The organism is Paenibacillus sp. J31R30, assembly GCF_059692115.1.
In genome coordinates this window covers 15,409-35,936 of the sequence record NZ_JCAUAV010000014.1, presented here as the reverse complement: position 1 = coordinate 35,936, position 20,528 = coordinate 15,409, and the positions used below count along the sequence as shown (strand labels likewise).

General features: G+C 43.8%; 21 protein-coding genes. 15 read left to right on the top strand and 6 right to left on the bottom strand.

Annotation, left to right across the window (positions count from 1 at the left end; translation table 11 throughout):
* The first annotated feature begins 162 nt into the window (after positions 1-162).
* From AC58QO_RS28730 to ade, 8 genes are all read left to right on the top strand, one after another.
* Positions 163-1,422, top strand: a complete 1,260-nt coding sequence (locus AC58QO_RS28730) for a glycosyltransferase family 39 protein (RefSeq protein WP_497271642.1) — start codon at positions 163-165, stop codon at positions 1,420-1,422.
* Positions 1,395-2,114: a glycosyltransferase family 2 protein gene (locus AC58QO_RS28725; RefSeq protein WP_497271640.1), complete on the top strand. Its 720-nt coding sequence runs from the start codon at positions 1,395-1,397 to the stop codon at positions 2,112-2,114. Before AC58QO_RS28730 ends, AC58QO_RS28725 begins: the two co-directional genes overlap by 28 nt.
* Positions 2,115-2,119: 5 nt before the next feature.
* Entirely contained in the window at positions 2,120-2,521 is a 402-nt protein-coding gene (locus AC58QO_RS28720; protein WP_497271638.1) for a DUF2304 domain-containing protein, read from the top strand.
* A 35-nt stretch (positions 2,522-2,556) separates the two neighbouring features.
* Positions 2,557-2,853 carry an EamA family transporter gene (locus tag AC58QO_RS28715; RefSeq protein ID WP_497271636.1) on the top strand — a complete coding sequence of 99 codons (297 nt, stop codon included), beginning with the start codon at positions 2,557-2,559 and terminating at the stop codon, positions 2,851-2,853.
* A gap of 5 nt (positions 2,854-2,858) precedes the next feature.
* Positions 2,859-3,938 carry a GNAT family N-acetyltransferase gene (locus tag AC58QO_RS28710; protein WP_497271634.1) on the top strand — a complete coding sequence of 360 codons (1,080 nt, stop codon included), beginning with the start codon at positions 2,859-2,861 and terminating at the stop codon, positions 3,936-3,938.
* A gap of 42 nt (positions 3,939-3,980) precedes the next feature.
* Positions 3,981-4,646 (top strand): class I SAM-dependent methyltransferase, encoded by a 666-nt coding sequence (locus AC58QO_RS28705; RefSeq protein ID WP_497271632.1) that lies wholly within the window; start codon positions 3,981-3,983, stop codon positions 4,644-4,646.
* On the top strand, positions 4,639-5,487 hold the full coding sequence (locus AC58QO_RS28700) for a DUF3473 domain-containing protein (protein WP_497271631.1): 849 nt from the start codon (positions 4,639-4,641) through the stop codon (positions 5,485-5,487). Before AC58QO_RS28705 ends, AC58QO_RS28700 begins: the two co-directional genes overlap by 8 nt.
* A gap of 97 nt (positions 5,488-5,584) precedes the next feature.
* Complete coding sequence (ade, locus tag AC58QO_RS28695; protein ID WP_497271630.1) at positions 5,585-7,381, top strand: adenine deaminase; 1,797 nt, start codon at positions 5,585-5,587, stop codon at positions 7,379-7,381.
* A gap of 310 nt (positions 7,382-7,691) precedes the next feature.
* On the opposite strand, the gene AC58QO_RS28690 is transcribed toward ade, so the two are convergent.
* A complete protein-coding gene (locus AC58QO_RS28690) occupies positions 7,692-8,021 on the bottom strand; it encodes a helix-turn-helix domain-containing protein (RefSeq protein ID WP_497271628.1) in 330 nt (109 codons plus the stop codon).
* 259 nt (positions 8,022-8,280) lie between these two features.
* On the opposite strand from AC58QO_RS28690, the gene sinI reads away from it, so the two are divergent.
* Positions 8,281-8,487: a DNA-binding anti-repressor SinI gene (gene sinI, locus AC58QO_RS28685; RefSeq protein WP_497271800.1), complete on the top strand. Its 207-nt coding sequence runs from the start codon at positions 8,281-8,283 to the stop codon at positions 8,485-8,487.
* Between the two features lie 129 nt (positions 8,488-8,616).
* On the opposite strand, the gene AC58QO_RS28680 is transcribed toward sinI, so the two are convergent.
* From AC58QO_RS28680 to AC58QO_RS28660, 5 genes are all read right to left on the bottom strand, one after another.
* Positions 8,617-8,946, bottom strand: a complete 330-nt coding sequence (locus AC58QO_RS28680; protein WP_497271626.1) for a helix-turn-helix domain-containing protein — start codon at positions 8,944-8,946, stop codon at positions 8,617-8,619.
* 79 nt (positions 8,947-9,025) lie between these two features.
* Positions 9,026-10,024 carry a TasA family protein gene (locus AC58QO_RS28675; RefSeq protein WP_497271624.1) on the bottom strand — a complete coding sequence of 333 codons (999 nt, stop codon included), beginning with the start codon at positions 10,022-10,024 and terminating at the stop codon, positions 9,026-9,028.
* Positions 10,025-10,120: 96 nt separating this feature from the next.
* Positions 10,121-10,684 carry a signal peptidase I SipW gene (sipW, locus tag AC58QO_RS28670; protein WP_497271622.1) on the bottom strand — a complete coding sequence of 188 codons (564 nt, stop codon included), beginning with the start codon at positions 10,682-10,684 and terminating at the stop codon, positions 10,121-10,123.
* A complete protein-coding gene (locus tag AC58QO_RS28665) occupies positions 10,671-11,093 on the bottom strand; it encodes a hypothetical protein (protein WP_497271620.1) in 423 nt (140 codons plus the stop codon). Before AC58QO_RS28665 ends, sipW begins: the two co-directional genes overlap by 14 nt.
* Positions 11,094-11,526: 433 nt before the next feature.
* Positions 11,527-13,407 carry a PP2C family protein-serine/threonine phosphatase gene (locus AC58QO_RS28660; protein WP_497271618.1) on the bottom strand — a complete coding sequence of 627 codons (1,881 nt, stop codon included), beginning with the start codon at positions 13,405-13,407 and terminating at the stop codon, positions 11,527-11,529.
* Between the two features lie 170 nt (positions 13,408-13,577).
* On the opposite strand from AC58QO_RS28660, the gene AC58QO_RS28655 reads away from it, so the two are divergent.
* The 6 genes from AC58QO_RS28655 to AC58QO_RS28630 all read left to right on the top strand — a co-directional run bounded on the left by AC58QO_RS28655 (position 13,578) and on the right by AC58QO_RS28630 (position 20,523).
* The gene (locus AC58QO_RS28655; protein WP_497271616.1) at positions 13,578-15,263 is read left to right on the top strand and encodes an AfsR/SARP family transcriptional regulator; all 1,686 of its coding nucleotides are present in this window, start codon (positions 13,578-13,580) and stop codon (positions 15,261-15,263) included.
* A 64-nt stretch (positions 15,264-15,327) separates the two neighbouring features.
* Positions 15,328-15,822 (top strand): ATP-binding protein, encoded by a 495-nt coding sequence (locus tag AC58QO_RS28650; RefSeq protein ID WP_497271614.1) that lies wholly within the window; start codon positions 15,328-15,330, stop codon positions 15,820-15,822.
* Positions 15,782-16,150, top strand: coding sequence for an STAS domain-containing protein (locus tag AC58QO_RS28645; RefSeq protein WP_497271613.1), 369 nt, complete (start codon positions 15,782-15,784; stop codon positions 16,148-16,150). The genes AC58QO_RS28650 and AC58QO_RS28645 overlap by 41 nt, the downstream gene beginning before the upstream one ends.
* A 163-nt stretch (positions 16,151-16,313) precedes the next feature.
* Entirely contained in the window at positions 16,314-16,574 is a 261-nt protein-coding gene (locus AC58QO_RS28640; RefSeq protein WP_497271611.1) for a hypothetical protein, read from the top strand.
* A 143-nt stretch (positions 16,575-16,717) separates the two neighbouring features.
* Positions 16,718-18,544: an APC family permease gene (locus tag AC58QO_RS28635; RefSeq protein ID WP_497271609.1), complete on the top strand. Its 1,827-nt coding sequence runs from the start codon at positions 16,718-16,720 to the stop codon at positions 18,542-18,544.
* 152 nt (positions 18,545-18,696) lie between these two features.
* The gene (locus tag AC58QO_RS28630) at positions 18,697-20,523 is read left to right on the top strand and encodes an APC family permease (RefSeq protein WP_497271607.1); all 1,827 of its coding nucleotides are present in this window, start codon (positions 18,697-18,699) and stop codon (positions 20,521-20,523) included.
* Positions 20,524-20,528 lie beyond the last annotated feature (5 nt).

Genomic DNA, 20,528 nt, shown 5'->3' with positions numbered 1-20,528 from the left:
AGGGTTTTTTTCGCATTCTCAGAAATATATTTATTTATATTCGATATCAAGAAGGAATTTCAAGAAAAATGTCGAAAAATCTAAGGGGTTTCGCATTTTCACATTTAGATCACACTTTTTTTACAATTTCATCACAATTACAGATTTGGAGATGTAACCTGCGTGTATCAACTCTATCACAAATACAAAAATTGCGAATGGATTTATATTCTCCCCCTTTTATTACTTTCATTGAAGGAAGTTTTACAGTACTTTTTTTATAAATTGAACTCACCGAAGGGATTTCCGCAGTCTGAAGACTCGGAGTGGTATCTCAATTACGCATATAACCTGTTAGCCGATTTCAAAATTGGTTTACACATGAATGATCTTTTATATCTGGGCTATAACCTCATTCTCACGTTGTTGCTAGGTGTGTTTAAGAATCCTCATGCGGTTATTTTCATACAGGCGATCACGACAGCCGCGAGTGTTGTTCTAGTGTATCTCATCACACGTAAGCTATTTAACCGATTAGCGGCTATTATTGCCTCGTACTTCTATGCCACCTCATGGCATATTATGATTTGGTCCATGTACATTCTTTCCGATAGTTTTTTCATGAATTTAGTTCTGCTGAATGTTTTTCTCCTTCTTAAAATGCTAGAGAGCAACAAGAAAGTTTATATAACGTTGTTTGCCATTTCCTCGCTCATCATGCTGGTGTTCCGGCCAACGGGCGTGCTGACGCTAGTTTTTATTTTCATATATCTAGCCCTACATCTTAACAAATATAAAATAATAGACTTGCTGAAACGGTACAGGTATCTTATTATATGCGCTTCATTTATTGCGCTGGCAGCTGCTGTGTATCTATTGATGGGCCATAATCCGTTTATTGCCTCTTTGCAATATAACGCGAAGCTGGTTCTCTATAATATTTACGCTAAAGGATGGATCTATGATAACGCATCGAGTTATGACTATGCCTATCGTCCGGATTATCGTATCGATATTTTTGGCAGCTTGATCCTAAGCTTTCTCATTCACAACTGGGACCATGTCTTGATGCTATACGGCAGAAGGGTTATCGCCTTTCTTGGCTGGTGGGTATGGAAGACAGATTTGCGAAATGCGGCGGGGATTATCAAGTTTGCCAATGATCTCATCCCCTTGCTATTATTCTTAACCGGAACTTATGCCGCAATAAAGAACCGAATCTTCCGAAAAGCATCGATCATCTGGTTGGTCATTCTCTCGATATTTATTTTTTGCTTAGTGTTGTTCATGGATAGCATGTATCGATATAAACTGCCTGCGTTACCATTTATCTGCATCGTTTGTGGGTACGGGTTGGACAGATTGATCAGCTTCATCCTATTCATTATTAGGAAACTTAAGGAGAGGCTGCATCTATGGAAACGAAACAAACACTCATTGTAATTCCGGCCTACAACGAGCAAAACAATATCTTGAAAGTAATCAAGGATGTTCGTGAGAATCTTCCGAATTGCGATATTCTCGTCATTAATGATTGCTCGAAGGACAGCACCTCGGATATCGCCAAGCAAGCTGGAGGAGTCAAGGTGGTGGACCTTCCGTATAATTTAGGGATCGGCGGCGCGGTGCAAACTGGCTTCAAATATGCGAATGCTCACGGGTATTCCTACATGGTTCAAATTGACGGCGATGGTCAGCATCTTCCCCGTGAAGTAAGCAAGCTTCATGCCTCGATGACGCAAACCGGATGCGATATGGTCATCGGCTCTAGGTTTCTAGACATTAAGTCGTTTCAGACCACTTGGACAAGACGCTTGGGGATTAAAGTGTTCTATTATCTATTCCGATTATTGATCCAGACGAAAATTACGGACGGCACTTCAGGCTTTCGTTTGTACAATCGCAAGAGCATTGAGCTGTTAAGTCAATTCTATCCAGACGATTATCCAGAGCCTGATGCTATTATTCTGCTAAGCAAACATGGGCTTCGGATCGGTGAAATAGGTGTTGAAATGAGAGAACGTGAACATGGCGTCTCCTCCATTACGCCGATCAAAAGTCCCTACTATATGACGAAAGTGATCATGTCAATCTTATTCTCCTATTCAAGGACAAGAACAAGGACAAGGTGGTAGGAAAGATGCCGAGCGAAAATCATCTGTATAGTGTGCAATTAATGGGTGTGGTTTTCAGTTTAATTCTAATTAGTACCGTATTTATGATGGTTAGAGCAAGAAGACTTAGAGAGAAATATGCCATTGTATGGTTTGTCATCGGCATATTTACGCTAATCATGTCCATGTTCACGAATCTGATGGAGTGGTTCTCCGGTCTACTTGGCGTCGACTATGCGCCTTCCGCTTTTTTCGCGATTCTCATCGCATCTGCTTACCTGCTTCTACTGAATACGAGTATCAGTATTTCGGGCTTAAAGCTGCATAACAAAACGCTGACACAGGAATTAGGTTTGACGAAGCTTAGACTAGAAGAGCTGGAGAAGAAGTATAGCAAGGAGGAAAAGTCATCAAATATTTCATGCTAGTTGCCAGTGTACTTATGACTGTTGTGGCCAGTACTTTGCTTAAATTAGGTGGCCGAGCGGTCAATTTTGAAGGCGGAATCATGGCGATAGCTATTGGCTACATGACGACACCATTGATTGTGACAGGCTTTGCCTTTTATGCGCTGGCTGCGTTTATTTGGATTTATTGCTTGTCCCAATTTGATCTGAGCTATGTGACCTTTGTGTCGAGTATTCAATATATTTTTATGATCCTCGTTTCGATTATGATTTTCCATGAACAAATTAGCGCTATGAAGTGGGCTGGATGTGTGTTTATCATGATTGGCGTTATTTTATGGCTGAGAGGATAGTTCGTATGTACCGTTGTTTGCCATTTACAGAAGATATGAGGGAAGAATGGGACCGGCTTGCGTGGACTCAGGGGACGGTTTTTCATACGTTGGCTTTTAGAAAGATTCTGCTCGATTCGTTCGGTTATCGTTGTTTATATCATGCTGTTGTTGATCAAAACGATCATATTTACGCCATAATTCCATTGACATGCGGTCGAAACTTAGGGCTTAAAAAGGTAGGCGTTTCACTTCCTTTCGTCAATTATACCGACATTTGTGCCGTAAATAAGATGGCTGCTCACTTTGCTATTGCTGCCCTTGCTGAACTTAAGGCGAAATATCGTCTTAGCTACGTTGAGTTGAGGCTTAAGGATGGGACGAGCTCTAACGTAGATATGCAAATGTCGCAGTTGCTTACTGGGCTGGATACATGTCATGGCAAGCTGAACCTTACTAATCACACATTTGTGTTGCCATTAACCGAGGAAGATGAGGTATTATCCCTCTCCACTCGAAGCAATAGAAATCATGTTCGGAAGGTCTACAAGAACAATTGGTTTCAGGTTTCCTTTGATAAGGAGAATCTGGAACCCTTTCATAAGGTGTATGTCCGGCGCATGAAGCAGCTCGGTTCACCAGCTCAGGATATCCGATTTTTCCAGCGATTCTTCGAATACTTACCTCATCATTCCGTTCTGTTAACGGTCATGGATGCGGAGAGCGGCGAGGTAGCAGGCGGTATGCTGCTGCTCATGAGCCCTGGAGATTCAACGCTTTATTATCCGTATGGCGCTAATTTGACCGAGTACAATCACAAATACTTGAATAACTTTATGTACTGGGAAGCTGTGAAGTTTGGCATAAAGAGCGGGCTAAAGCAGCTTGATCTCGGCCGCTCACAAACAGGATCGGGTACGTACACGTACAAAGAACAATGGGGAGCCAAGGCGGAGCAGCTGAAGTATTTCGTTATGGGTGCTGATGAGAAGGAAGGTCCTCCAGACAAAGAAAAGCTTCGCTTATTCATAGAGCTCTGGAAAGTGATACCTAACTTCGTGACAGAACCGGTTGGCAAGCAACTCATTAAATATCTAATGCCGTAACGCTCAAACTATAATTGTCATCTAAATCGGGGGAAATAAATCATGTCTAATCTTAGCTGGAAGCAGTATTTTGACAAGAGAGCGGAAGTTCATGGAGCGTCTGTACAATCCTCGGATTACTATAACGAAGAGAGCTTCTTTTTGCAGCGAAATCATACGCTCAGTTGGCTGGGAGAGCTCCAAGGGAAAGAAGTTTTGGATGCTGGCTGTGGCGTAGGCGCCTTTAGTGAACCGCTCGTTGGGGCCAACACGGTGTATGGTGTGGATTTTTCGGAGCGCAGCCTCGCTTTCGCGGCGGAAAGAGGTCTCCGGACCTCCTCGGATGATCTGACGGCTCTTCATTTTGAGCATGGGAAATTTGATCTCGTCCTATGCATTGGCGTCATTCAGCTTATCGAGCAATATCGCGCGGTGATTGGGGAGCTGGCTAGAGTGACGAAGCCCGGTGGGACACTGCTGATTGAAACTCTGCATCGCAGGTCATGGCAGCGCAAAATGCTGCGTCTATTCGAGAAATCCAAGAAGTTCGATCGCATGTACGCCATGGATGAACTGAAGAAAGTGTTCATCGAGCACGGATTTGAGCATATCGAGTTCTTAAAGATCTATCATCCCTTCCCATACGTTTCCAAGGGAAGCGCAGAATGGAAAGTGTATGATCGTTTATGCACCTCATTCGCCATTAAGGGGATCAAGAAGCATGTCTAATTCCGCGAAGCCCATGACCAACATCCTCACGTTTGATATTGAGGAATGGTTTCATGCGAACTATGACAACGTAAGACCGGATCGCAGCAAGGGCTCTAGCTTTCGAGCGCACATGGATACATTGCTTTTGATGTGCAGCGATGCGGGATGTAAAGCGACCTTTTTTACACTTGGCTGTATTGGTGAGGATTATCCAGATATCGTGAAGGCAATCGCGAATGAAGGTCATGATGTTGCATCTCATGGTTATGCCCATGAATTAGCGTATAAACAAACTAGAGAAGAGTTTCGTATGGATGTCCAAAAATCAGTCGATATTCTCGAAAATTTAACCGGAACGAAAGTGATGGGGTACCGCGCCCCGTCCTGGTCCATCGTTGAGAAAAATCTACACTATCTCGAAGTTTTGGAAGAGATGGGCTTGACGTATGACGCAAGTATTTTTCCTGTAAAAACCTTCTTGTACGGTATTCCGACAGCTCCGACAGGTATACATAAGCCTGTGGTGAATGGCAGAGAGCTTAACTTATTCGAAATTCCGATGTCTGTGATGAAGGTGGCTGGTCGAAATATCGGTTACACCGGCGGATTTTATTTCAGATTTTTCCCTGAATTTATCATTAGAAAAGCTATTCAATCAGCTAATCGCCAAGGGAAGAGCTCCATTGTTTACTTGCATCCACGGGAGATTGATGTGAAGGAGCATAAGCTGGATCTGCCATTCAAAGAGCGTTTCATTCATTACTATAACGTAAATGGGACGAAGGCCAAGCTGGAAAATATATTGAAGGACTTCTCTTTTACGTCGATTTCGGAGCATTTGAAAAAGGCATACAACTGAGTCTCCCGTCCGATATTCTTTACAAGTTGCTCACATATACATTAAAGTGTACATTTTAATAGGCACGATAATGTAAGGGTAAAGGAGTACGGGAACTATGAGCTATACCGCTAATCGAAATCAACTAACAGATGTAAGTCGAACACTGGCTAAGGTGGCCATGGGAGAAGCTGCTGCAGATCTCGTTATTCAAAATGGTACTTTAGTGAATGTGTATTCAGGTGAACTTCTTGCAGATATGGATGTCGCGATTGCTGCAGGACGCATCGCCTACATAGGAAAAGCAGATCATACCATCGGTGCACAAACGCATGTCATCGATGCCGCTGGGAAATACATGGTGCCTGGTTTGCTGGACGGCCACATGCATGTCGAAAGTACGATGCTTTCCGTTACGGAATTTGCCAAGGCGGCTATTGTTAAAGGGACAACGGGGATCTTCATGGACCCGCATGAGATCGCGAATGTATTTGGTGCGGAAGGCGTTCGTCTTATGCATGAAGAGGGGCAGGGGCTGCCGCTCAAAGTGTTTACGACTTTTCCATCCTGCGTACCCGCGACGAATGATTTGGAAGATGCGGGCGCTACGCTGGAGGTTGCGGATATTCAAGCTGGTCTGCAGTGGGACAACGTGGTCGGACTGGGCGAAGTCATGAATTTCCCAGGTGTTGTGTACGGTGATCCAAAGATGTGCGGAGAAATCGAAGCGACGCTCCATAACGGGAAGACGGTCACTGGGCATTTCCCAAGTGACGATGATCGTATGCTGCAAGCTTACCTCGCAACCGGCGTAACGTCCGATCACGAGACGGTAACTCGGGAGCAAGGTCTGCATAAGGTTCGCATGGGGATGCATCTCATGATTCGGGAAGGCTCTGCTTGGCACGATGTCAAAGAGGTGATTAAGATTGTCACCGAGGATGGCGTCAACACGTCCAATATTTCTCTCGTTACGGATGACGTGAATCCGCAAACGCTGGTGGAGAAAGGGCATCTCAATCATGTGGCACGACGCGCTATGGAAGAGGGCGTGAATTCGGTCACCGCGATCCAAATGGTGACGATCAATGTAGCGCGCTACTTCAAGCTGGAGAATGATTTGGGTTCGATCACACCAGGCAAATGCGCCGATATTCTGTTGATGGAAGATCTGCAGAAGATGGAGCCGTCCACCGTGATTACGGATGGTCAAGTGATTGCTGAGCAAGGGAAGCTTGTCGTGGAATTCCCTGTGTTCACCTATCCAGCGCATATCCGCAATTCAATGAATGTGAAGCGGGAGCTTCAGGCGGAAGATTTCAAGCTCGCAACGGCTACTGCGCAAGATCTAACGAAGGTCAATGTGATCAGTGTCATCGAGAACAGTGCCCGAACAGAGAAGATGACAGCAGAGCTCGCTATCCGGCAGGGCATCATTCAACCCGATGCGGAGCAAGATATTGTTCGTCTAGCGAGTATCGAGCGGCACCGAGGTACAGGTCAGATTTCACTTGCTTTTGCCCATGGCTTCGGCGTGAAGTCTGGCGCAGTTGCCTCAACAGTGGCGCATGACAGTCACAATCTCCTCGTGATGGGGATCGATGAAGCAGATATGGCTTTTGCTGCGAATGAGCTTGTGAAGATGGGCGGCGGCATGATTGTGGTTGAAAATGGCAAGGTGCTGGCGCAAGTCCAGATGACCATCGCGGGTCTGATGTCGGAGAAGGGCTTGCCAGAAGTGGTAGCGGAAGTTGCGCAGATGGATCAAGCTTGGAAACAAATCGGCTGTTCGATGAATGCGCCGTACATGACGTTCTCCCTGATCGCTCTGCCTGTGATCCCGGAGATTCGCATCTCCAACCGGGGGCTTGTCGATGTGACCCAGTTCAAGCTGATTGATGTGGAGATTGTCTAGCGAAATTAATACGATTACTGAACACTAGAGCATGATGCTAGTGTTCTTTTTTTTATTTCAACTACAGCCTAGACTTTCCTGCCTTCAACAACTGAAGATACGGAACGTGGTTCCCCTATTTAGGAAATAAAAGGGTGAATTCGCATAGATACGGAACGAGAGGACGCTATTTCGTCGAAAAAGGCTAAATTAGCTGCGCGTATGACTGATTAGCGGAACCACGTTCCGTAACTTTCTGATTTGTTGCGTTTTGAAGGAAATAGTGGAACGAGGTTCCGTCACTTTTACTGCATTAGAATATCGCGGCGCGCTACTCTTTCGGTACATTATTCGTCTTCCATTTGTGAAACTCCAAAAGCTCGCGAAATTGCTCTTTGTTCACACCAGAAGCCATGGCATCCAAGACGAGTTGGTACCAGCCAGCGTCTAAATCTCCACCTTCAGTCGTTTCAACTAAAATGGATTCAATCGAGACATCTAAAGCCGTCGCAATTTTTTCAACAACCTGAATAGAGGGGTTGGATTGAATCCCCCGTTCGACATTGCTTAAATAGGACTTGGCGATGGATGCCTTTTCAGCTAGTTCAGATAAGGAGAGACCTCTTTCATTGCGAATTTGTTGAATGCGTCGACCGATCATAATAAACTTCCTTTTTAGAGTTAATTTTAATACTCTTATTATAGCAAATCTTAACTCAAAAACGAATAAAATTGATAAAATATGTAAATGTGACTAGAGACGTTATGATTCCTTTTCAAAATTCTACAAAATGCTTCAAGAAATAATGGAATATATATACGACAACCGACAAACAATTTAAAAGAATCTATTTATAATAGGACTATAGCCATGAATGATGTGATACTAACTTCTTTAGGAGGCAACTGTTTTGGAAGAGATGGGGTTGTCAATGGGTTTAAGCGAGGAAGAGGAATGGGTTCAGTTAATCAAGAGTGCGCGTGATCAAGGCCTTAAATTGGAGCAGGTAAGAGAGATGCTGCAGCAAATAACGATGACAGAAATAGTGGTAAAAATGGTGGATGCCCGTGTTATCGTGAATCAGTCAGGACTATTGTTTTGGGGGAAAGAATCAGTAAAGGATTAGCCTTTTTGTAATATAAATGATACAATACGCAACAAATTCAAGGTGTTGAAAAACACCCTCGCTATTCCTAATGAGAACGACGAGGGTGTTCTGATACAAAATGTTTCGATCAGTGTGGTGTTGCCTGCCTTATTCGTTCTGCTGATGAATGGACTTCCATTTGTGAAACGCTAGAAGTTCACGAAATTGTGCTTTATCCACACCGAGCTCCATGGCCTCTAAGATAAGTTGATTCCAGTCTGCAACCTCTTCTTCGTCATTTGTTGGTTCAATGACAATGGAATCAATTGCAACATCAAGTGCGGCAGCGATTTTCTCAATCACATGAAGGGAGGGATTCGTCTGAATGCCTCTTTCCACGTTACTCAGATAGGACTTTGCAATGGATGCCTTCTCTGCTAGTTCAGATAATGTGAACCCTCTTTCCATTCGAATGTGTTGTATGCGTTGACCAATCATAGCAAACTTCCTTTTAAAAAAGCTCCGGAGAGAGAGTTCTCTGCGGAGCTAATTATTAGTATAGAAAACTACATGTCAATTAGTGTGTAAGCGGAATGTATTGTACAGACGTATTGCCATAGTTATCTTTCAGTTCGAGACGAATATAAGGAGCATCACCAGCTAGTGCCGCTAACCAGGCATCATCTGCCATAGATGGAACAACAACTGTACTAATTTCTTTACCAGCAGGTAAAGTATTTACAAAGCCTACTGTTCCTAGAGCGCCTGTGCTGTACTTCGTTTCCACACCGGCGGTATAGCTATTTAAGTAGCCATCCCACAGTTTGTTTTTGACAATAGGGAGGTTGTTGCCTCGAAGGGCGTCATGGAAGTTATTTCCAAATCCATTTCCGTAGCGGATAATAACGTTGCCAACGCTTGTTGGGCTCAAGTCGATGGCTTCATTAGATTTAAAGGCGACCAGAACGCGATTAGGTCCATCGTAAACTGCACGCGCATCTGAGATGACAGGCGCAGTTGTATCTGAAATGCTAGTGCTAACGACAGGAATATCATTGGAAGGGAAGTAGTACGGAACGGTGTGTGCACTATTCTCATTATTGCGAGCTTGAACAGCATCGATGACAAAACTAACGCTACCTGATTTACGGGAATAATCATTATTTGCATTTAAAGGCATTTTATAATACACATATAAGGATGCTGGTTGGCCAGATGCTACGCGAACGGGTTGCTTATCGAATGTAATTTCTAATGGTGTGGTACCACTAAATAAATCGCCGCTTCGACTTGCTTGTGTAGCTACTCCATTTACACCAATCCAAGCATCTAAAGAGCCTGTATTTTTAACTGTAATTAATTTTTTACCCTCATCCCCAGGTGCAAGGTCCTCAAAAGTGAGCATGGTGGATTGAATCGCGCTGCCCGTGAAATCTTCGATTTTCACAATACCTGATGCAAACGTATTGCTATTTGTTGCACTTCCAGTAAATAAGGCGAATGATCCTCCGGCTACCATAGTGGCCCCTAAAGCTGATACGGCTGTTAGCATAACTAATTTTGTTTTCATACTCATTGACATATTCCTCCCATGAATTGTTTTTTCCCTTTAAGGGTTGTATTTGAAACCTTCCTTCAGATGAGCCGGAAAGGTGACAAAGCAGGTTAATACCTAGTTGGTGACTGTGCTTTCTTTTGATTTAGCGGCTTTTTCAAGCTTTAATATTTCGCGAAACAGACCGACGACAGAACTAACAATTAGAAGTAACCCAGGGATGATAAGCAGCAGGGAAAGCCCGAGTTTGGTTTTCAAAAACTCGAAGTAGTAACCTAGATAAGGGATCGTGATGTTCGAGTATTGAGCAACGACGTTAGTCGCGGAGACATGTGCGGGATCTTCTGCATCATTGGCGTCCCCTTTGGTAACAAATTCAAGAACGCCAGATGCGGAGCTAATTTCTTGAATCCGGTGGGTAATCAGCATGTCAGGAGCTTCGGTCGATTTGAACGTAATCACATCGCCAACCTTAAGTTGGTCAACTGGAATATTTGGCTTCGTAAAAATAACCGATCCAGTATGAATATGAGGCTCCATAGATCCGGATAAAACGGCGAACATTTGCAAGCCGAATATTTTAGGAGATCCTCCTGAGAGCTTTGACGAGGTGGCGAAGAACAAAGTAATAATTAAAAGAAAGCCCAAGAGACAAGTAATGCTGTTGCTAATCCATTTCATTTTCCAACCCATTGAGGTTAATCACTTCCATTTCCTTAGATTCATGTGCCTGATAGACATCCTCGGTTACTGTTGCTGATCTTGGTGGGGGATTAGGTGGTGCGCATGCAGAAGGAGTGGGCTGCACGGCGACGGAAGAGCTATAGACACTATTCGTTACAGTACCTTCCGAACTATATACAAGCTCGGTGACAGTCCCAATCGGTGAAGGATTCACAGGTGATGGGCAAAACACGCTTGCGGATGTATAAGTCATGGAGATTGACGTGCTCGCGGTTAGGAGTGAATAGGTAGGGATGGTTTGCATGCCGGCTAAGACTGAGATACAAATAGCATGACAAAGCCAGATCGTGACTAGCTGTGTGGGCTTCTTGTTATGTGCGTGTTTGGAACAACGTCTATACCGCATCACCATCGTTCACTCCATTCGTTCGTGTTGTTCTTTATTGAGAACCACAAGATCGACTATATAGAAAAAATGAAGGGAAGTAAAAGCCTGAATATCGCCATTTTCTCGCACTTTGTTCACTAAAAGAAACAATATTGTTCTTTATAGTGTTATTTTCTTTGATTTTCTCTTGTTTTCGTTCTTTATTAAGAAATGACAAACAAAAAAAGAACCGTTAGCATATCTAACAGTTCTTTTGCTACGATTCTACAAAAACCTACAGAACATTCTGTTAAACTACATACGTCATCTGACAAACTTTTTGATGAATTCTCGTTATTATAGGACTAGAAGAATATGGAGATAGGACAAGAGTAACGTAGCGATTTGCAAAATAAAAACCACAACTACGTATAGGAGTTGTGGTTTGTTCGCTTTGAACACAATGTTGTTCTTATCCGACAAGTTTAACAACCAGTAGGGTCATATCATCTTTATAAATACCGTTCTCAGCGAACGAATGGACGTTGGAGAGGATCTTCGATTTAATGTCGTTTGGTGAGGCGGCTACGGAGGGCTGCGAACTTAACAAGTATTCAAATCGGTCGAAGCCATACATTTCTTTCTCTTGATTCTCGAGTTCGATCATGCCATCCGTATACAAGACCAGGATATCGCCTTGCTTAATCGGCATTTGTATGAGGTAAGGCTCGATCTCAGCATCGACTCCGATGGGAAATGAGCATGAATCGATGGACTCTAGGACGTCTTCTTTGATGAGATAAGGTGCGACATGCCCTGCGCTGGCATAAGTTAATGTTTGTGTTTCTGTATCGACTAAAGCCAGACCTAGCGTAACAATCATACTTGTGGAATTGTGAGAGTATATGACACGATTGAGCTGTGTAATCATTTCGGATAAGGAATGCTTATGGTAGGCTTCTGAACGGATCAGGCCGACGACGGTTGACATGACTAATGCGGCAGGTGAGCCTTTATCGGTAACGTCACCAATGACGAATAAGACACGGTTCGCATCTAGGGAGATGACATCGTAGAAATCACCGCCGACTTCCTTAGCTGGAGCTAAGAAAGCGGCAACCTCAACGCCTTCCGGGAGCTCAAAGCGGCTCGGCAGCATTTGTTGTTGGATTTTGGCAGCAAGCTTTAATTCAGCGTCTTTCTCGTTGTAGTAATGAGAGAGCTCGCCTAATTGCACAGTTTTCTCCACTTCGCGCGGCTCCACATCCCTTAACCAATGGACGAGAAGGAAGCAGATCATCAGGATGGCGAGCGCTAAGAGGTAGGTCATTTGGTAATTTCCTTGGGAAATCGGAACGATCATGGCATTCAGGTTTAGCCCCACGCGAATCGACAGGATGTAGACAGCTAGTCCCGCTCCCATAAAGAGAAAAGGTCGATTGTTGCTTTTCCATACGGCTAAGGAGTAAAGAACAAATACATCGAGAAACGCAAAGCCAATTTCAATAAATGTACTTCCCACGATCGCTGTACCGAAGGAAGCAGGCAGTGCAAACGTCGTATAAGCAATGCCCAAGCAGGCCATTCCGTAGACGACTGCTTTAAAGCCATGGCGATCGATGATCCAGCCGATAACGGGTATCAATAGCACATAGGGTAATTTTTCGAAATAGTTCATGAAAATGGTGTGACTGGCCATAAAGGGAGCAATGACCTCATACATGATCCCTCCGAGCAAGTAAATGATGAAAAAGAAGAGGAACAAGGGGGTTGCGTTGCCACTATGTTTTCTTTTCACAGCATGATCGATGTCTGTATTCGGCTTCAGCTTGGAGATCAAAGGGAGCATGAGCAGGGCTAGTAAGATTGGCGCGCATGAAAGGAATACACCTGCCATAGCGGGTAAATCGGCAGCTCTAAAACCATAGTTGAAAAGACTAACCAACGTACCGTTGATGCCAAAGATCAGTCCGAGGCGATGGCTAGGCACTAATTTCGTTAACATATAAATCCAAGCCAAGGAGGGCAATGTGGCAAATAGTCCTATGAGGCTAAAAATGAGGGGCCAAGCTTCGGCATTCACCACTAACAAGGAAAGGTTGAGCAGCAGGCAAATAACGATATTCATATACATAAGATGCTGAATACGTCTTAAATCAGGTTTTAAGTAGTGTAAAATAAGTCCCCAGAGAAAAAAAGATAGGGCATAAAAGCTTAAGAACAAGGTTGCCATTTTCACAGGGTCGGCTCCATGCTCAGCCGCAAGTGGTCCTAATAAAGGACCAAACAATGGTAATGAGAGAACCCAGCCTTGAATACCTGCCATAAAGAAGAGTAATGGAATGATTGCCATAAACGCCCACCTTTGAAAGAGTTTGATAAATGATTTCTACAATATATGGAAAATACCTTTCTCTATTTATATGAATTTGCATACAAAGATAGAGCAAGTTTATAGCGATTTTTACTATCATTTTTAGTGGCGTATTTATATGACAAAATACCGAGAGAGGGGGGCTTACTTTGACGATAATCGTTGATCCGTGGGATTCTCATGGCCTGGAATGGCTAGAAAGCAACATCGGCCGATATTGGTCAGAAGAGCAGGAGTGCAGCATAGAGAAAGCTTGGTATGAAAGGGAAGAATGGCTTCTGAACTGTTACCCGAGTAGTGCGTATTTGCTGTTATTGAGACAGTATTTATGTAAACCTGAACCTTTAGTTGAAAAAAGATTACGCAAACTCATCCCCATTCTCGGTCAAATTGGCGATACGAACAGGCTTACGGCTGGATTTTCGCTGCTCGGACTTCTCATTCTGGACATGCGCGGATGGGAGCCTGACCTGGACGTGTTGATGAAGCAAATCAAGGAAGAGACACCTGAAAAATATTCCTTCGAGTGGGTGATCCACCACTTTTTCCTTACACAATGTGCGGTGATGAATGGGCATTATCAGGAAGTGAATACCCGCTATTCCGGTTTATTGCAGCTCAATCCAGCAAATGACGATATAACGAGCTGGCTGTATGTAAGAATTTATGAAAAGATGGCGTTGTATCTACTTCGGGAGCCTGAGCAGTCACATCCGCTAGAGACAAGTTGGCAGGCCGCCGTACAGAATTGGTGCAAGTGGCATGCGGACAGTATGTTTTGTAAACGTCTCAAGCTTCTTCTTCCAGATGGCGGAACTGATTATACGGAACAGCACCCTATTGTCAGGTGGAGACGCAAGGATGCAGCAACAGTCCCCATCACGAGCGCTGGATATATGGATATGGAGACCGAGCTTATCCACCATCTGTTAGTAGTTGGAAACGATCAAGCCTCGATCTTGCAAAAAGCACGGCAATATGGGGATCCCTTTTGGATTCACCAAGCAGAACAACGACAACTAACCCACAAACAGTTAGATCCTGATGTCGTTCATGTACAAAGTGACCCCCTAACGTATCAGTTTACGTTTTTTGAAGCCTTTCAAGGATACGCTAGTACTGGATCGGTATTGCTGGATAACAATCAAGGACGGAAGAAAACGAAGCAGCTCTTGGCCATGCTGTTGCTCCAACCTAGGTATCGCGCGGTCAAAGAAATTGTGCTTCATCAACTATTTAATGATGAACAGGAAGAACAAGCAGGCAATTATTTGCATGTTGTGGTACACCGCTTGCGGAATCTTTTTAAGAAGAAAACAGGTTCCTCAGAAGGTTGGATTACGTTTCAGAATGGCTTGTTAATGCTCAATGAGGAACGAATACGAGGGGTTGATGTTCAGGATTACAGAAAGTTGGCATCCGTAGGTCATCAATTATGGTACGACGATCGAGCGGCAGCGTTGGAGCTTTACGAGAGAGCTGAACGGATGTTCCGCCCCGTCATTGCTCCAGAATTTGAATACGAGGATTGGATGGCCTTCTTCCGAACCGATCTGGTACAGAGCCAACAGCGGATGTTGAAACGATTGTGGGAGCACGCCAAAACAACTGGCGAGTTCGAATCAGCTATCTTTTATGGGGAAGCGCTATTGGGAACAGATGAATGGAACTTATCGACGGTTCGACAGCTGTATCTCGATTACGAAAATATGGGAGATCATCATGCGTCAGCCAAGCTATGTGAAAGATATATTGCCAAGCTGGAACGGGAGAAGGAAGAAGTTCCAATGTGGATGTATAGAACGAAATCAAGTGGATCTGTAAGTAAGCGGTAAGATTAGGTCTGTATACTAGGTCTAGATCTACGATGAGGTGGAAATGAGATAGGGGGTGAACGCGTTGTTTGAACAGCGACATCAAAGCATGGAAATCCTGCTGCCATGTCTACCGAGATCGGAGCGAATTGCTATGGCTGCAGTGGAACCTTTTATGGATTCGCTTGGACTGTTAAAGGATAGGCTGGAGGATATTAAAACTTTGGTTTCTGAGGCATGCCTCAATGCCATTGAACATGGGAATCGTTCGGATGTGGAAAAGACATGTGTGATGGTGTTTCATTTTGAACATGGCATCTTCATTATTCGTGTGTATGATGAGGGTGGTGGGCATAGTTGGAAGGGAATTCCTAAACTTCAAGATATCATGAGCGTCATGGAAAGTGAACGTAATCCGCGCGGCTGGGGGCTTCAGATTATCGATCAGTTAGCGGATTCGTGGCGATTTCATACAGGTAATGGTCTTTCGTATATTGAAATGAGGTTAAATATGCATGTAAGCGTGGGGGATGATAAGGATGGAGCAGGATCTGAAGTTAACATCCGGGCAAATTCATGATATTTGGTGTGTGATGTTGAGTGGCGAGCTCAATAGGGATGGGGAGAATCTCATTCTGCAAGCGTTCCCTTGGCTTCATGGCGCCGATAATGTTCATTATATTTTGTTTCATATGGGGAAGCTCCATTATTTGAACAGTGCGGGGATCGCTGTCTTGATTCGTTTCGTAAGAGAGGCGCGGAAGCGGGAGTATACGATTTGCGCTTGCGGTGTTTCGAAGCATTATCAGAAGATATTTCGAATCGTTGGACTAACCAGTTTTATGGAATTATTTGAGGATGAGTATACCGCGTTAGAAACACTTCAGACCAGAAGTTTAAATAAATAAGGAGAAATTGAAAGGTAATGATTTGGTAAGTGCGCGCTAAAAAGATGCTCAAAAAAATGGAATATAAATACGACAAACGACAAACTTTTTATTAGAGCTTCGTTATAATAGGTCCATGATCGTATATGAATCGAAACGGACTTCTTGGGAGGACGAATCTACCTTGGATAAGAAAGTGTGGTCAAACGATTTGAACGAGGAAGAGGCATGGATTCAATTAATGAAGACGGCTCGTGAATACGGATTGGACATGGATCAAGTAAGAGGGATGTTGACACAATTAACTGAGAAGAAAATGGATCCAAGTGCAGCCACGGATCCTTTGTCTAATCCAGGAATGTTGCGAATTTCTAAGCATCGTGCACCAGAGTATCGGAGAAATGAGAAAAGCGGTTTTTTGTATGATGTCCGATACAATTTGTAGCGTAAAGAGAGGCGGCTGATCAAAGTGATCGGTCGCTTTTTGCGTTACCATACAAGCTAATTTCCCAATATTTATAATTTTTTCTGGAAAATAGGGCAAACTGAAACGATCATAGCACATATTACATCTGGGTGGTGTACACATTGTTATCTGATCTGAAGCGATTGTTAATTGGCCAACCCCTGAAGTCACACGAATTGGGGGAGCAGAAGCTTAATAAGAAGAAGGCCCTGGCCATACTTTCATCGGATGCACTTTCCTCAGTAGCGTACGGACCTGAGCAGATTCTGCTCGTGTTAATAACGGTTAGTGCAGCCGCATTTTGGTATACAATTCCTATCGCTTTCGGTGTTCTGTTTCTCTTACTAGCTCTTATTTTGTCATATCGACAAATCATCTTTGCGTATCCGCAAGGAGGGGGGGCGTATGTCGTTTCGAAGGAAAACCTCGGAATGAACGCAGGACTATTCGCTGGCGGCTCCCTATTAGTGGATTACATCTTGACCGTAGCAGTAAGTATATCCGCGGGTACTGATGCGGTCACGTCAGCCTTTCCGAGTCTGCACGCATATACGGTACCTATTGCACTCGCGCTTGTGCTTTTTATTACGATTCTCAATCTTCGCGGAATAACAGAGTCGGCTTCTATTTTAGCCTATCCCGTGTATTTGTTTGTGGTTGCGCTATTTATTCTCATTTGTGTCGGTATGTATAAGATATTTACAGGTCAAATTTCTCCTGATTTGCATGCTCCCTTAGGGACATCGGTTACGGGGATTTCCTTATTCATCTTGTTAAGAGCCTTCTCATCGGGCAGCTCGGCTTTAACGGGGGTTGAGGCCATATCCAATGCCATTCCCAACTTTAAGGAGCCTGCCCCGCGAAATGCTTCCAAAACATTGATCGCCATGGGTTTGCTATTGGCTATTCTATTCGCGGGCATTATTTACTTAGCGTACTACTATGGCATTTCGCCAATGGAAAAGGAAACAGTTGTTTCCCAAATCGCAACGGTCACGTTTGGTCGCAACATCATGTATTATGTCGTTCAAGGTACAACCGCGATGATTCTAGTTCTCGCGGCGAATACAGGATATTCCGCGTTTCCCTTGTTAGCGGTTAATCTGGCCAAGGACAAATTTATAGCCAGAATGTTTACGATGCGTGGAGACCGTTTGGGGTATTCGAACGGGATTATTTTTCTGGCAGTTTCCTCAATGCTGCTCATCATCGTATTTAAAGGGCAAACGGAGCAGCTAATCCCTCTCTACGCCGTGGGTGTATTCATTCCATTTACGCTGTCACAAACCGGCATGTTGATGAAATGGATACGGGAGAAGCCAGGAGGTTGGCTGCTTAAATTAACCGTAAATTTGGTCGGTGCGCTCATGTGCTTCATTGTCATGATGATTTTCTTTATCACCAAGTTTGGACAAGTGTGGAGTGTGCTTATCTTCCTGCCACTGATTGTTTTCATTTTTCATCAAATCAAAAAGCATTACGATGCCGTCGGCGAACAATTACGATTATCATCTTGTGAACCAGCAATCCCGATTGAAGGAAATGTCATGATCGTGCCTGTTGCGGGCTTTACTCATGTGGTCGAGAATTCGCTTAACTATGCCAAATCGCTGTCCCCAGATCAGATTATCGCGGTATATGTGGCTTTTGAGCGGGATGTTGAAAAGCAGTTTGAGCAGAAGTGGAATAAATGGCAGCCAGATGTACGGTTAGTCACCCTGCACTCCCATTATCGGAGCATTGTGCATCCCTTAACGAAATTTATTGATACGGTTGAACATAAAGCGGCGGAATCGAATTTCCGGGTAACGGTGATCATCCCTCAGTTTATCCCGAAGCGAAATTGGCACAACATTCTCCACAATCAATCGAGTTTGTTGATCAGGGCATTCCTGCTGTATAAGCGAAATCTGATCGTGACGACGGTGCCATATCATTTAAAAAAATAGGGAGGAATCGGTAGCAGACGTATAAAAACAGGATATATACGTTTTACAAAATAAGCCAGTAGGCGTAATATACTAGTGAGAATATCTGAGCTTGTACCTGATAAAGGGCTGCAAGGAATTCTACTATAAAGTTATGGCGGTGGAACGATTTAGTGCTATCTTCTCTGAAAAGATTTTTAATTGGTCGACCGTTAAAGTCAACGGAATTAGGGGAACAGAAACTTAATAAAACGAAGGCATTAGCCATTCTCTCCTCAGATGCCTTGTCCTCTGTTGCCTATGGCCCCGAGCAAATATTAATCGTCTTAATGACAGTTGGTGCTGCTGCGATTTGGTATTCGATACCGATTGCAATTGGTGTTTTAATTCTACTCTTGGCACTCATCTTGTCCTATAGACAAATTATATTTTCGTATCCTCATGGCGGTGGAGCGTATGTCGTGTCCAAGGAAAATCTGGGTAAGTATCCTGGACTCATTGCTGGAGGCTCCTTATTAGTCGATTATATCCTAACAGTGGCAGTAAGTGTGTCTGCAGGCACGGATGCGATTACCTCTGCATTCCCAAGCTTACATTCGTATAATGTCATCATCGCAGTCGCCTTTGTACTTTTTATAACGACCTTGAATTTAAGAGGCGTAACGGAATCTGCTTCTATTTTAGCGTATCCGGTTTATTTATTTGTTGTGGCATTATTCATTTTAATTGGCGTTGGCATTTACAATATCTTAACAGGCCAGGTTTCTCCGAATGTACATACATCCTTAGGTACACCCGTTGCCGGGATTAGTTTATTTCTACTTTTAAAAGCATTTGCCTCAGGGAGTTCTGCTTTAACAGGTGTTGAAGCGATCTCGAATGCGATTCCGAATTTCAAAGAATCTGCTCCTCATAATGCCGCTAAAACATTAGCCGCGATGGGCACATTATTGGCGCTGTTATTTGCTGGAATCGTATATTTGGCCTTTGAATATGGCATAGTTCCTGCTGCTGATGTAACTGTTGTTTCGCAAATTGCGGAACAGACCTTTGGACGAAACTTTATGTATTTCTTCATTCAAGGAACAACCGCATTGATCTTAATCCTTGCTGCTAACACAGGATACTCGGCATTCCCGCTGCTCGCAGTTAATCTTGCGAAAGATAAATTCATTCCTAGAATGTTTACCATTCGCGGTGACCGATTAGGCTATTCCAACGGGATCATCATTCTTGGGGTATTATCCATTGTGCTGATTATTGCTTTTAAAGGAAAGACAGAGCATCTTATCCCACTTTATGCCGTCGGCGTATTTATCCCATTTACCCTTTCTCAGACGGGGATGGTGGTCAAATGGGTGCGAGAAAAACCCGAAGGATGGATGTCCAAGCTCATCATTAATACAACTGGGGCTGTGATCAGCCTGATCGTTTCGATGATGTTCTTTTTAACCAAGTTCTCGCAGGTCTGGCCAGTTCTAGTTTTCTTGCCTATGATTATCTATCTCTTTCATCGCATTAAACAGCATTATGAGGCCGTTGGTGACCAATTAAGACTTACAAACCGTAAGCCTGCTATCCCCATTGAGGGGAATGTCATTATTGTTCCTGTTGCCGGTATCACGCATGTGGTTGAGAACTCATTAAACTATGCCAAATCGCTTTCACCTCACCAGATTATTGCCGTGTACGTCCCCTTTGAACGAGAAGATGAAGCTTTGTTTGAAGAAAAATGGGAGAACTGGCAGCCTGATGTGAGACTAGTGACACTGCATTCGCCTTATCGAAGTATCATAAACCCATTAACGAAATTTATTGACACGGTTCAGCGTAAAGCCGGTGAATCCAACTATCAGGTTACCGTTATTATCCCCCAATTTATTCCTAAAAAAGGCTGGCACAATATCCTGCATAACCAATCAAGCTTACTCATTCGTGCACATCTGCTGTATCGGAGAAATGTGATTGTAACAACAGTGCCGTACCACTTAACGAAATAAAAAAT